Raw genomic sequence first — 12,740 nt, 5'->3', positions numbered from 1 at the left:
GCTCACCGCACCAGGTGCGTCGGCTTGATCGGCAGGCCGGCGCCCGGCGGGCGGTAGACGGGCAGGGCCTCGCCGTACTCGTGCATCCAGGCGTGGTCGATCAGCAGCCGCATCCGCCGCCCGCCGGGCTCCGGCACGTCCGGCCGCCCGGCGTGGCCCGCATGACCGGCATGACCCGGGTGACCGGCGTGCCCGGCCGACAGCTTGGCCACCGCGTCGGCGACCAGGCCGGGGTCGGGCGGCGCCAGGTCGCACCGGTCGTCCGGCCCGATCAGCAGGTCCACCTCGGGCGGCAGCGGGTAGATCCACCTCGGCAGGCAGAGCACGCGGGGCGGCGGCGCCATCGGCAGCCCGTCGCCCACCGCCTCCAGCAGCATCGACCGCGCCGTCCGCCGCTCGAACAGCCCGTCGCCGAGCGCCCAGCTCAGCGCCCCCACGTCCGCCCGGTCCTCGCCACAGGCGTGCAGGCACAGGTACGGCACCAGCGGGATGTCCGTCCCGCCCGCCGGCTGCGCCCACCCCTCGCGGCACCCGGTCAGCACCAGCAGCGCCAGCATCGCCCGGTAGGCCGTGTCGGCGTGCGGCGTCTCCAGCCGGCCGGGCACCACCATGCACCGCCCGCCCGTCTTCTCCGCCGTCACCCCCAGCTCGCGCGCGATCTTCAGCGCCCGCGACGCGGCCACGCCCGTGCACGCCTCCTGCCAGCCCGGCGTGTACGGCTCGTCCCGGTCGTCGTACCCCGACGGCCACCGGCCCGGCAGCCCCGGCCTGGCCACCCCGTACACCGCCAGCAGCAGGTCGAACACCGTCGTCACCAGCTGCCCGCCCTCGGACGCCGCCGGCACCCCGCGCCGCAGCACGTCCGGGCCCGCGTCGAACCGCGGCAGCGCCACCTCGACGCCGGCGGCCCCCTCCTCGCCGTACAGGCTCAGCCGCCCCGCCGAGCCCCCGTGCAGCCCGCCCGGCACCAGCGCGCCGCCGCGCTCGCGCAGCCGCACCAGCAGCGGCAGGTCGGTGCCCGCCAGCGCCTGCGCGGCGAACGCGGGCCGGTCCAGGTAGAACTCCTTGAGCAGCACGTGCCCGACCGCCATGGCCAGCGCCCCGTCGGCGCCCGGCCGCACCACCACCGTCTCGTCCGACAGGCGCGTCGGGTGCGGGCCGATCGCCACCACCTTCTGCCCCTTGTAGCGCCCGGCGATCACCCACGGGGTATCGGGGGAGCGTACGGTCCGGTTGTTCTCACCCCACAGCAGCACGTACGACGCGCGCGCCCAGTCCTCCGGGCGCGGCCCGCGATAGCCCGGCCCGAGCATCTGCGCGGGCGCGTTCGACTGCTCGGTCAGCACCGCGCCGCCGAGCCCCGCCACCAGCCCGGCCAGCGGCGCCGTCGCCAGCGCCGCCACCTGGTCCGCGCCGTGCTCGGACGCGGTGTGCACGATCGCGGCGGCGGCCAGCTCGGCGGCCGTGCCGTCGTCCAGCGGGACCCGCCGCCCGCCGCGCGCCCGGCGGTAAACCTCCGAGTTGGCTGTGAGTTCCGCCCAGGCGGCCACCGGGTCCCCCGGCCCCTCCCGTGCCTCGAAATAGAGCCTGACCAGCGCCTGGTTGACCTGCGATCCCCCCATGGAAAAAGTTCAGCACAGACAGTCATGTTCTGACGCCGTACGACCCGGCATGTCGGGGATAAGAATGTGGCAGCATGCGGGCGCGTACGGCACTCTAGATTCCGCCATGGAACACGCAGTCCTCACGGGGGTCGTCCTCGTCACCGGTGTCGTCCTCGCCCTGATCGCCCAGTGGCGAGACTGGCGGCCGTCCCTGCTCGTCGCGATCCTCGTCGGGATCGCGGTGCGGGTCCTGCTGCTCTTCACAGCGGCGACCGACACCCAGTGGCAGCCGGTCGACTACGTCAACAGCTTCCGCCCGGCCGGCGAGGCCGTGCTGCGCGGCGAGGATCCGGTGCTGGCCAGCAACGGCGGCTGGCACTTCCTGCCCACGATCCCCTACGTCTACGGCATCCTGCTCTGGCTCGGCATCCCGTGGGACTACGCCGGCCGCCTGGTCACCGTGGTCGCCGACATCGTGCTGATCCCGCTCGTGGCCAAGCTCGCCGGCGGCCCGAAGGCGTCGCTGCGCGCCTTCCAGTACGCGCTCAACCCGCTGGCCCTGCTGGTCGCCTCCATCCACGGGCAGGTCGAGCCGGTGGCGCTGGTGTTCGGCGTGGCCGCGTTCGTCGTCGCGCGCGGCCCCGGCTCGCCGCACCGGGTGGGCGTCACCGACGCCGCCGTCGGCCGGGTGCGCCAGGCCGTCTCCGAAGGCGGGCTGCGGGTGCTGCCGCGCATGGTGCTCCAGGCGCTGCGGCCCGGCCCCACGGACCGCGCCGACCTCAAGCGGGCCGCGCTGGCCGGCGTCCTCATGGGGCTCGCCCTGTGCGCCAAGAGCTGGCCCATCTGGCTGATCCCGGGCTTCCTGCTGCTGCTGCCCCACCTGCGCTCCCGGATCGTGGCGCTGTTCACGACCGGCGCGGTGCCGCTGTTCTTCCTGGTGACGCTGCCGGTGTTCGCCGGCACCGCGTTCGACCAGATCCCCGAGGTCATCCGCACCATCCAGTCGATCCGCCCGATCGTCGGCGAGTGGGGCTGGACCCCGCACTTCACCGGCGGCCACTGGGACCTGCGGCCCGACCTGGCGACGTTCGGCACCTACCTGATCTACGCGTGCGTGGTGGCCGCGATCCTGGTCTGGCGGCGCGCCGACCCGATCGACATGACGATCGCGATCCTGCTCATCTTCATGGTCGTCACGCCCCGGCTCGGCGCCCAGTACCTGCTGTGGTTCATGCCGTTCCTGGTCGCCAGGCCGACCCGGTTCGCCTGGCCGGCGATCCTCGGCGTCTCGCTCTGGTCGGCCTACGGCTACATCTACATGACGCAGTACAGGGGCGAGGCGTGGGGCGTGCTGCACGCCGACTGGTCGCGGGCCTCGATTGTGCTGCTGCCGGTGCTGCTGCTGGCCATGCCGTGGGGCCGGCGCAAGCCGCAGGCGCCCGGCCTGACCGGGCCCGCCACTCCGGCGGGCCCGGGCGGCCTCACCTCAGCCGGTCGTACAGGGTGATCCACTGGTCGGGTCGCACGTACCCGACCACGGTGTCGCGGGCCACGCCCGCGGCGGCGAGCGCCGCGTCCACGCCCTCGTAGCGCGTCCGCAGCGAGGCGCGCAGCGACCCGCCCACCCCGCTGAAGCCCAGCTCGACCAGCGCCTGATAGTCGCGGCGCGAGCCGGCCAGCGGCTCCGGCCTGCGCTCGACGCGCAGGATCGCCGAGTCGACCGACGGGACCGGCCGGAAGCTCTTCCGGCCGACCCGCTCGCCCAGCCGCCAGTCGAACCACGGCCATGACTCGACCGTGACCAGGCTCCAGCGGCCGTAGTCGCCCGTGCGTTTACGGGCGTACTCCCGCTGGGTGAGCAGGGTCGCCGAGGTCAGCCCCGGCGCCCGCAGGCACCAGTCGACGATCCTCGACGTGACCGCGTAAGGGATGTTGCCCACGACCGCGAACGGCTCGCGTGGCGCGCGGGCCGCCGTGAAGTCGCCCCGGACCACGTCGATCCGCGGATCGTCGCGCGTCCGGGAGGCCAGCCTGCCGGCCAGCCGGGGGTCGATCTCGTAGGCCGTGACCTGGGCCCCGGCCTCGGCCAGCGCCAGCGTGAGCGCGCCTTCGCCCGCCCCGGGCTCCAGGACGGGCCCGGCCGGTGCGGCGGCCTTGACCACCAGCTCCAGGGCATGCCTGTCGACCAGGAAGTTCTGCGACAGCTCGCGCCGCGCCCGATCCCGGGGCGTGCGGCCGCCGCCGGAGCTCCTGGCCTTCTTCTGGGTGTGTGAATAGTTTCCGTGCGCGAAGTTCTGCGCCACAGCTTTCGCCCTCTCGGGTCTTCGAGTCGATGGGAGGCTCGAAGGGCCCCGGGCGCGCCGCGGACGCGCTCAGTCGTCCGCTAGCGGGCCAGAGGCCGGCTGCGGCGCATGCGCATGTAGACGGTGCCGAACATGCGGCTGATGCTAGGAAGAGCCGCCCCGGCGCGGCAACCGATTAAATCCGCTTTGAGCTGGCATTGAAGTCCCTGAGGTATTCCTTGGCTTATGGACCGTCCGGCCAGGGTGCTCGTCGTCGACGACGAACCCAACATCCGCGCCCTGCTCTCGCAAACGCTGCGCCTGGTCTCCTTCGAGGTCAGGACCGCCGAGACCGGCGCCGAGGCGGTGGCGGCCGCCCGCGAGTTCGACCCCGACCTGGTGGTGCTCGACGTCATGCTGGCGGACATCGACGGGTTCGAGGTCGCCGGGCGGCTCGGCGAGCGCGTCCCGGTGCTGTTCCTGACCGCCCGCGACGCCGTCGAGGACCGGGTGCGCGGGCTGACGCTCGGCGCCGACGACTACGTGACCAAGCCGTTCAGCCTGGAGGAGGTCGTGCTGCGGATCCGCGCCATCCTGCGCCGCAGCCGCACCCCGGCCCCGCCGGACGACGTCCTGCGCTACGCCGACCTGGAGCTCGACGCTGCCGCCCACGAGGTGCGGCGCGGCGGCGTCCCGGTCGAGCTGTCGCCCACCGAGTTCAACCTGCTGCAGTATCTGATGGCCAACGCCGGCCGCGTCGTCAGCAAGGCGCAGATCCTCGACAGCGTCTGGCGCTACGACTTCGACGGAGACTCCAGCATCGTCGAGTCGTACGTCTACTACCTGCGCAAGAAGATCGACCGGTGGGAGCCGCAGCTCATCCACACCGTGCGCGGCTTCGGCTACACGCTCAGGACGCCCCGGTGAGGCCCGCCACCTGGACGCTGCGCACCCGCCTCGTCATGGCCGTCCTCGCCCTCACCGCGGTCGCGCTCGTGCTGGCCAACGTGTTCGGCATCACGCTGCTGCACAACACCATGGTCGGCCGGGTGGACAAGGAGCTCACCGGCCTCAGCAAGATCAGCGGGGAGCGGGTCCAGCCCACGGGGGCGGTCGTGAAGAGCGGCGTGCTGGCCAAACGGTTCGCCAGCCAGCTCCGTATCCTCGTCTTCGCCGCCGACGGCAGCATCATCGCCCAGACGCCCGGCGCGGGCAGCCCCGGCCCCGCGATCGAGACGTTGCGGGTGGGCGCCCCGTACACCGTGCCCGGCACCACCGGCGCGTCCTGGCGGGTGCTCGTCACCCCGTCGCCCGACGGCACCGTGTGGGTGGTCGCCCAGTCGCTCGCCGAGGCCGAGCAGGTCAGGACCTCCAGCATCGCCATCGCCACCGCCGTCAGCGCGCTCGTGCTGCTCCTGCTCGGCCTCGCCGGCGACGCCCTGGTACGCCTCGGCCTGCGCCCCCTGACCCGCATGGAGCGCACGGCCGGCCACATCACCCGGGGCGACTTCGCCAGCCGCGTGCCCGCCCCCGACCCGCACACCGAGGCCGGCCGCCTCGGCGCCGCCATGAACGTCATGCTCGACCGCGTCGAGTCGGAGATCGCCGCCCGCACCGCCTCCGAGGCCCGCATGCGTCGCTTCCTCGCCGACGCCTCCCACGAGCTGCGCACCCCCCTCACCTCCGTACGCGGCTTCGCCGAGCTCTACCGCCGGGGCGGCGGCGACACCGGCGAGATGATGGGCCGCATCGAGGACGAGGCCGCCAGGATGAGCGTCCTGGTCAACGACCTGCTCACGCTCGCCCAGCTCGACGAGGAACGGCCGCTGGACCGGAAGCCGGTCGACCTGCTGGCGGTGGCCGCCGACTCCATCCGTGACGCCCGCGCCCGCGTCCCCGACCGGCAGGTCAGGCTGGCCGGCCTGGGCGGCGCGCTGGCCCCCGTCTCCGCCCTGGGCGACGAGGCCCGGCTGCGGCAGGTCGCGGCCAACCTCATCGGCAACGCCCTCACCCACACCCCGCCCGAGGCCGCCGTCACCGTCCGCGTCGGCAGCCGGGCCGGGCGGGCCGTGCTGGAGGTCGCCGACACCGGCCCCGGCATCGCGCCCGAGCACGTCCCCCACCTGTTCGACCGCCTCTACCGGATCAGCCAGGGCAGATCCAGGTCCGACGGCGGCAACGGACTGGGCCTGGCCATCGTCGCCGCCATCGTGCGCGCCCACGGCGGCAGCGTGGACGTCGACACCGCGCCGGGCCGGGGCGCCACGTTCTCGGTGCTCCTACCTGGTTCCCAGGCGGCTCCCAGCCCGCTCTGATCCGCACCCGGCACCGTCGGGGGCATGAGACGAACACTTCTCACCGCGGCCCTGCTCGCGCTGGCCGCGGGATGCGGGACGCAGCAGCCCGCCACCGGCGTCGCCTCGGTGTCGAGCGCCTCGGCCGCGCCGACGGCCTCCGCCTCCCCGGCCGCCACGACGGACCCGGAGGAGCAGGGCAGGAAGTTCGCCGCGTGCATGCGCGAGCACGGCGTCGACATGCCCGACCCCGAGCCGGGCGGGAACGTGCGCGTGCTCGGCAAGGCCCAGGCGGGCAAGGCGGAGTTCGAGAAGGCCATGGCCGCCTGCCGATCGCTGGCCCCGTTCAAGGACCGCGGCGAGCTCACCCCCGAGGACGAGGAGCGGATGCGCGCCTACGCCAAGTGCATGCGCGACAACGGCGTGGACATGCCGGACCCGGAGCCGGGCAGCGGCCTCAGGCTCAAGGCCGACGGCCGGATCGACCCGGAGGACCCCGCGTTCCGGAAGGCGATGGACACGTGCCAGGACCGGCTGCCCCGCAACGGGAGGCGGAAGTGACCGGGATGGCCCGCACACCGGAACCCCTGTCGCGGCCCCGGCGGTCACTGGTGCGCCCGGTCGCCTGGACCGCCGGCGCCGCCCTGCTCGCCGCCGCCGTCACGGCCGCCGCGCTCGGCTTCGGCGGCGACGCCACCGGCCCGGCCGCCGCCGTCCGCACCCCGCCCGCCACCGCCACCGTCACCAGGACCACCCTCACCGAGACCAAGACCGTCGACGGCGCCCTCGGCCACGGCCCCGCCACGACCGTCACCGCCAAGGCGCAGGGCACGATCACCTGGCTGCCCGCCGAGGGCGCCACCATCACCCGGGGCCGCGCCGTCTACAGCGTCGACGCCGACCGCCGCCCCCTCCTCTACGGCGCCATGCCCCTCTACCGCACCCTCCAGGACGGCGTCGAGGGCGCCGACGTCAAGCTCCTGGAACGCAACCTGGCCAAGCTCGGCTACACCGGGTTCGACGTCGACGACGCCTACACCTGGGCCACCCGCGAGGCCGTCGAGAACTGGCAGGAGGACCTCGGCCTCGACGTCACCGGCCGCGTCGAGCCCGGCGACGTCGTCGTGGCCGGCGGCCCCCTGCGCGTCGCCGAGCTCAAGAAGGCGCTCGGCGACAGCGCGGCCGGCCCCGTCCTCACCGCCACGGGCACTGCCCGCCGGGTGCTCGTCGACCTCGACGTGGCCGACAGCCACCTGGTGCGCAAGGGCATGTCCGCCACCGTCGAGCTGCCCGACGGCACCGAGGTCGACGGCGAGGTCACCGCCGTCGGCCGCGTCGCCGAACAGAGCGGCGACGCAGACGACACCGCGACCACGGTCGAGGTCGAGGTGTCGGTGTCCGGGCTGAAGAAGACCTACGACAGCGCCCCCGTCGAGGTCACCGTCGTCGCCCGGCAGCGCGAGAACGTCCTGGCCGTCCCCGTCGGCGCCCTGGTCGCCCTCGCCGAGGGCGGCTACGGCGTCCAGGTCGTCGAGGGCCCCGCCACCCGCTACGCCGCCGTGGAGACCGGCATGTTCGCCGACGGCCAGGTCGAGGTCACCGGCATCGCCGAGGGCGTCACCGTGGCGGTGCCCACGTGATCGCCGAGCTGACCGACGTGCGCAAGGAGTACGGCGACGTCGCCGCCCTGCGCGGCGTCACCATGAGCATCGGGCACGGCGAGCTCGTCGGCATCGTCGGGCCGTCCGGGTCCGGCAAGTCGACCATGCTCAACATGCTCGGCACCCTGGACCGGCCCTCCGCCGGCACCGTCCGCATCGCCGGGCACGACGTCGGCACGCTCGGCGACAGGCAGCTGTCGGCCCTGCGCGCCAACGTCATCGGCTTCGTCTTCCAGCAGTTCCACCTGGCCGCCGGGGTCCCGGCACTGGACAACGTCGCCGACGGCCTGCTCTACAACGGGCCCGCGCTGCGCGAACGCCGCGACCGGGCCGCCGAGGCGCTGGAGCGCGTCGGGCTCGGCCACCGGCTCGGCCACCGCCCGCACGAGCTGTCCGGCGGCGAACGGCAGCGCGTCGCCATCGCCCGCGCCGTCGTCGGCGACCCGGGCCTGCTGCTGGCCGACGAGCCCACCGGCAACCTCGACTCCCGCTCCGGCGCCGGCGTCATGGACCTGCTGCGCGAGCTCAACGCCACGGGCACCACCGTCGTCGTCATCACCCACGACCGCGACATCGCCGCCTCGCTGCCCCGCCAGGTGGAGATGCTCGACGGCCGGATGCTCGACGGGGCACGCCGGTGAACGTCCTGGAAAGCCCCCGCATGCGCCCCCGCGACGTGATCAGGACGGGCGGCTCCGGCCTGCGCGCCAGACCGCTGCGCGTGTTCCTGTCGGCGCTCGGCATCGCCATCGGCATCGCCGCCATGCTCGGCGTCGTCGGCATCTCCGCCTCCAGCCGGGAGGACCTGAACCGGCAGCTCGCCGCGCTCGGCACCAACCTGCTCACCGTCGCCCCCGGCCAGACGCTCTTCGGCGCCGACGCCCACCTGCCCGCCGAGGCCGAAGGCATGATCGGCCAGATAGGCCCGGTCACCTCGGTCACCGCCACCGGCCGCACCCCGGCCAAGGTCTACCGCAACGAGCACATCCCGGAGAGCGAGTCGGGCAGCATCTCCGTCCTGGCAGCCCGCCTCGACCTGCCCGCGGACGTGAACGCCGCCCTCACCACCGGCGTCTGGCTCAACGAGGCCACCCACCGCTACCCGGCCGTCGTGCTCGGCGCCAAGGCCGCCGACCGGCTCGGCGTCGTCCAGGCCGGCCCCGACCAGCGGGTCCGGCTCGGCGGTCAGTGGTTCACGGTCGTCGGCGTGCTCGCCCACGTCCCGCTTGCCCCCGAGCTCGACACCGCGGCCCTGGTCGGCTGGCCCGTCGCCGAGGAGCGGCTGGACTTCGACGGCTACCCGACCACGATCTACGCCAGGGCCGGCGAGCCGTCGGTGACCGCGGTGCGCGACGTGCTCGCCGCCACCGCCAACCCGCGGGCGCCGAACGAGGTCGAGGTGTCCAGGCCGTCGGACGTGCTCGCCGCCAAGCAGGCCACCGACGCCACGCTCAACGCCCTCCTGCTCGGCCTCGGCGGGGTCGCCCTCCTGGTCGGCGGCGTCGGCGTGGCCAACACGATGGTCATCTCGGTGCTCGAACGCCGCGCGGAGATCGGCCTGCGCCGCTCGCTCGGCGCCACCCGGGGCCAGATCAGGCTGCAGTTCCTCGCCGAGTCGCTGCTGCTGTCGGCCGTCGGCGGCGTCGGCGGCGTGGCGCTCGGCATCCTCGTCACCGCCGCCTACGCGAGCCTCCAGGGCTGGCCCGCGACCGTGCCCGCGTGGGCGATGGCCGGGGGAGTGCTGGCCACGCTCGTCATCGGCGGCGTCGCCGGCTTCTACCCGGCGGTCCGCGCCGCCCGCATGTCCCCCACGGAAGCGCTGGCCGCTCCCTGACGAGGCCGATTCGTACAAGAGAACCATGCGGCCGGTGGCGTACCGTCGGCCGCATGGACGTTCTCGACCGTGCGGCCGGCTACCTGCGGCTGCACGCCAGACTCATCGACAGGCTCAGGTTCGAGGCGCTGTTCGCCGGCGGCTCGCGCGAGCGGGTGGCCGGCGCGCTGCGCGCCTACCAGAACCCCGACGGCGGCTTCGGCCACGCGCTGGAGCCCGACCTGCGCGGCGCGGGCAGCCAGCCGCAGCCCGTCGAGGTCGCCTTCCGGCTGCTGGACGAGCTCGACGCGTTCGGCGACCCGATGGTGGCCGCCGCCTGCGACTACCTCGCCGCCGTCAGCACCCCCGAGGGCGGTGTCCCGTTCATGCTGCCCACCGGCGAGCCGCGCGCCCCCTGGTGGCAGACGCCCGACGACCCGCCCGCCGACCTCAACCCCACCGCCCCGCTCGCGGGCCTGCTCCACAAGCACGGCGTCACCCACCCGTGGCTCGGCCCCGCCACCGCCTTCTGCTGGTCGCGGATCGCCCGGATCACCGACAAGGCCGAGCAGTACGAGGCGCGCGCCGTGCTCACCTTCCTCGAACACGTACCCGACAGGGAGCGGGCGCTCGCCGAGTTCACCCGGCTCAAGCCCGCGCTGCTGGCGGCGGTCTCCCTCGAACCCGACCAGCCCGGCCACGTGCACTACCCGCTCGACTTCGCGCCGGAGCCGCTCACGCTGCCCCTGTTCGAGGCCGCCGTGCTGGAGCGCCACCTGGACGTGATGCTGCGCGACCAGGACGACGAGGGCGGCTGGGCGCCCAACTGGGAGATGTGGACGCCGCTGGTGCGGCACGAGTGGGGCGGCTACATCACGGTGGCCAACCTCAACACCCTGCGGGCGTACGGACGCCTCTGAAGTTCTGTCGGTGCCCGTGCGTAGCCTGGGGGCATGTACGCGGAACGGGCTCCGGAGCCGGCCCTTGCCGATCGCGTGGCCTGCCTGTGGCGGCAGGCCAGCGAGGACGACCGGGCACAGCTGGTGGTGCCCGACGGCTGCGTCGACCTGATCTGGGGCCCCCGAGGGCCGTTCGTGGCCGGGCCCGACACCCGGCCCGCCCCGGTCGCGATGCGGGCCGGCGACCGGTTCGCCGGCGTCCGCTTCAAGCCGGGCGCCGCCGGCGACGTGTTCGGCGTGCCGCTGTCGGAGCTGCGCGACCAGCGCGTCCCGGCCGCCGCGCTCGACGCCCTCGCCGGGCTGCCCGCCGACCCGCCGGACGACCCCCTCCGGGTGCTGCTCGCGGTGGTGCAGACGCGGCTGCGCCGCACCGCCGCCCCCGACCCGTCCGTCCCCGCCATCGCCGCCCGCCTGCGCACCGGCCGCACGGTCGCCGAGACGGCGTGGGACCTCGGGCTCAGCGTCCGCCAGCTCCACCGCCGCTCCCTGACCGGCTTCGGCTACGCGCCCAAGACCCTCCAACGCGTCGTACGGTTCCAGCGCGCGCTCAGGCTGACCCGGGCCGGGGTCCCGCTCGCCGACGTCGCCGCCCGCGCCGGCTACGCCGACCAGGCCCACCTGGCCAACGACGTCAAGCGGCTGAGCGGCGTCACGCTGCGCCGCCTGGTGCCCACCGGCTGACAGTTCTACCGGGCTACCGGGGGAGGCTCGCGGGCTTGCTGGAGATGAGCGCCCCCGCCCACTCCGCCCGCGGGTCGCTGTCGATCAGCAGCGCCCTGACCAGCAGGCTCAGCGGGATCGCGAGGATCGCGCCCAGCGGCCCCAGCACGAACGTCCACAGGATCAGCGACAGGAACGTCATCGTCGTCGACAGCCCCACCGCGTCGCCGAGGAACTTGGGCAGGATGAACGACTGCGTCACCACGTTGATGGCCCCGTAGGCGGCGACGACCAGCAGCATCTCCTTCACCCCGCCGTGCAGCAGCGCCAGCAGCGCGGGCGGGATCAGGCTCAGCACGAAGCCGATGTTGGGGATGTACATGCCGATCATCGCCAGCACCCCCCACAGGAGCGGCAGCGGCACCCCGATGAGCGTGAGCGCGATGACGTCCAGCACGGCGTTGAGCAGCCCGAACACCGTCGAGACGATCAGGTAGCGGCGCGTCTTGTGGGTGAACCCGGCCAGCGCGATCACCAGCCCCCGCCGGCGCCCCTCGCCCGCCGCGAGGATGCGCGAGGTGATCGGCGCGTCCAGGCACATCGCCAGCAGCAGCACCACGATGAGGAACAGGCTCGACAGCACCCCGATCACGCCGCCCAGCAGGCTCTGCGCGATGCCGAGCAGCCGCTCGGGGTCGAAGCTGTCGAAGGCGCGGTCGATCTGCGCGTCGCTGATGCCGTGCGCGACCGCGAACCGTTCGGCGTCGCCCAGCAACTGGCTGAACTTCCCCGCGTACGAGCTGATCAGGGTGGTGAGCTGCACCGCCGACACCGTCAGCACCGCGGCCATCCCGAGCAGCACCAGCACGAGGATGAGGAACGGCACCGCCACCTGGATCCAGACGGGCGCGCCGTGCCGGGCGAGCCACCCGCGCAGTGGTGACACCGCGATGACGAGAACCAGGGCCAGGATGACCGGCCCGGCGATGGAGGCCACTTCGCGGATCCCGAACAGTGCGATCACCGCGCCGGCGATCCCCATCAGGACGATGAGCGCTCTGGGCACCGGCTGATCATTCACGCGGGGGTTCCTACCCCTGCCCTTGGGAACACACCGCCGCGCGCCGCCGATTTGACGGTTGCGGGAGCCGTACATAGAGTTCACCAGTCCCGCGAGGACGGTGTGATCACCGGACTCGCCCAGGGCACCTCCTCCAACCACCTCCGGTCCGTGGATGCTTCACGTCCACGGGGCGCCGATTCGACAAGAGTCGGAGTTCGGAGTAAGTTAGAAGGGTTGCTCCGGAGACGGGGCGGTCGAAATTCCCGCAGGTCGAGCGAGTCCGGTCAATTTGACAGAGACTTGAACGGCTGAAAGAATTAAGACACAACGAAATGAGCGCCTCTCGCAGGACTGGGGAGCAAGCGTCCGTTTCTTGAGAACTCAACAGTGTGTCAAAAGCCAGT

Annotated in this window: 12 protein-coding genes; 9 read left to right on the top strand and 3 right to left on the bottom strand. The window is 73.6% G+C overall.

Going from position 1 to position 12,740, the window contains the following annotated elements; all coding sequences use genetic code 11:
• Positions 1-2 precede the first annotated feature (2 nt).
• On the bottom strand, positions 3-1,622 hold the full coding sequence (locus ACBI99_RS40135) for a molybdopterin-dependent oxidoreductase (RefSeq protein ID WP_357590359.1): 1,620 nt from the start codon (positions 1,620-1,622) through the stop codon (positions 3-5).
• Positions 1,623-1,728: 106 nt separating this feature from the next.
• Here ACBI99_RS40135 and ACBI99_RS40130 point away from each other — a divergent pair, with 106 nt between their 5' ends.
• A complete protein-coding gene (locus tag ACBI99_RS40130) occupies positions 1,729-3,111 on the top strand; it encodes a hypothetical protein (RefSeq protein ID WP_375074853.1) in 1,383 nt (460 codons plus the stop codon).
• Here the strand turns inward: ACBI99_RS40130 and erm are convergent.
• Positions 3,086-3,808: an ErmE/ErmH/ErmO/ErmR family 23S rRNA (adenine(2058)-N(6))-methyltransferase gene (gene erm, locus ACBI99_RS40125; RefSeq protein ID WP_375074886.1), complete on the bottom strand. Its 723-nt coding sequence runs from the start codon at positions 3,806-3,808 to the stop codon at positions 3,086-3,088. The two genes, ACBI99_RS40130 and erm, sit on opposite strands and share 26 nt — an antisense overlap.
• Before the next feature lie 324 nt (positions 3,809-4,132).
• Here erm and ACBI99_RS40120 point away from each other — a divergent pair, with 324 nt between their 5' ends.
• The 8 genes from ACBI99_RS40120 to ACBI99_RS40085 are packed head-to-tail and all read left to right on the top strand — an operon-like array spanning position 4,133 to position 11,294.
• Positions 4,133-4,813 carry a response regulator transcription factor gene (locus ACBI99_RS40120; RefSeq protein WP_219517227.1) on the top strand — a complete coding sequence of 227 codons (681 nt, stop codon included), beginning with the start codon at positions 4,133-4,135 and terminating at the stop codon, positions 4,811-4,813.
• Entirely contained in the window at positions 4,810-6,201 is a 1,392-nt protein-coding gene (locus ACBI99_RS40115; RefSeq protein WP_375074852.1) for a sensor histidine kinase, read from the top strand. The genes ACBI99_RS40120 and ACBI99_RS40115 overlap by 4 nt, the downstream gene beginning before the upstream one ends.
• A gap of 24 nt (positions 6,202-6,225) precedes the next feature.
• Positions 6,226-6,741: a hypothetical protein gene (locus ACBI99_RS40110; RefSeq protein WP_375074851.1), complete on the top strand. Its 516-nt coding sequence runs from the start codon at positions 6,226-6,228 to the stop codon at positions 6,739-6,741.
• Between the two features lie 5 nt (positions 6,742-6,746).
• Positions 6,747-7,820: a peptidoglycan-binding protein gene (locus ACBI99_RS40105; RefSeq protein ID WP_375074850.1), complete on the top strand. Its 1,074-nt coding sequence runs from the start codon at positions 6,747-6,749 to the stop codon at positions 7,818-7,820.
• Positions 7,820-8,482, top strand: a complete 663-nt coding sequence (locus ACBI99_RS40100; protein ID WP_308126161.1) for an ABC transporter ATP-binding protein — start codon at positions 7,820-7,822, stop codon at positions 8,480-8,482. Before ACBI99_RS40105 ends, ACBI99_RS40100 begins: the two co-directional genes overlap by 1 nt.
• 20 nt (positions 8,483-8,502) lie before the next feature.
• On the top strand, positions 8,503-9,675 hold the full coding sequence (locus ACBI99_RS40095) for an ABC transporter permease (RefSeq protein ID WP_375074885.1): 1,173 nt from the start codon (positions 8,503-8,505) through the stop codon (positions 9,673-9,675).
• Between the two features lie 53 nt (positions 9,676-9,728).
• Positions 9,729-10,574 carry a hypothetical protein gene (locus tag ACBI99_RS40090; protein WP_219517223.1) on the top strand — a complete coding sequence of 282 codons (846 nt, stop codon included), beginning with the start codon at positions 9,729-9,731 and terminating at the stop codon, positions 10,572-10,574.
• 33 nt (positions 10,575-10,607) lie between these two features.
• Positions 10,608-11,294, top strand: a complete 687-nt coding sequence (locus ACBI99_RS40085) for a DUF6597 domain-containing transcriptional factor (protein WP_357590345.1) — start codon at positions 10,608-10,610, stop codon at positions 11,292-11,294.
• Positions 11,295-11,307: 13 nt separating this feature from the next.
• On the opposite strand, the gene ACBI99_RS40080 is transcribed toward ACBI99_RS40085, so the two are convergent.
• The gene (locus ACBI99_RS40080; protein WP_357590343.1) at positions 11,308-12,354 is read right to left on the bottom strand and encodes an AI-2E family transporter; all 1,047 of its coding nucleotides are present in this window, start codon (positions 12,352-12,354) and stop codon (positions 11,308-11,310) included.
• Positions 12,355-12,740 lie beyond the last annotated feature (386 nt).

The organism is Nonomuraea sp. ATR24 (genome assembly GCF_041950485.1).
In the GTDB taxonomy this organism is placed as follows: domain Bacteria; phylum Actinomycetota; class Actinomycetes; order Streptosporangiales; family Streptosporangiaceae; genus Nonomuraea; species Nonomuraea ceibae.
Note: the sequence above shows the minus strand (reverse complement) of the source record. Positions and strands in the feature narration are given on the sequence as shown.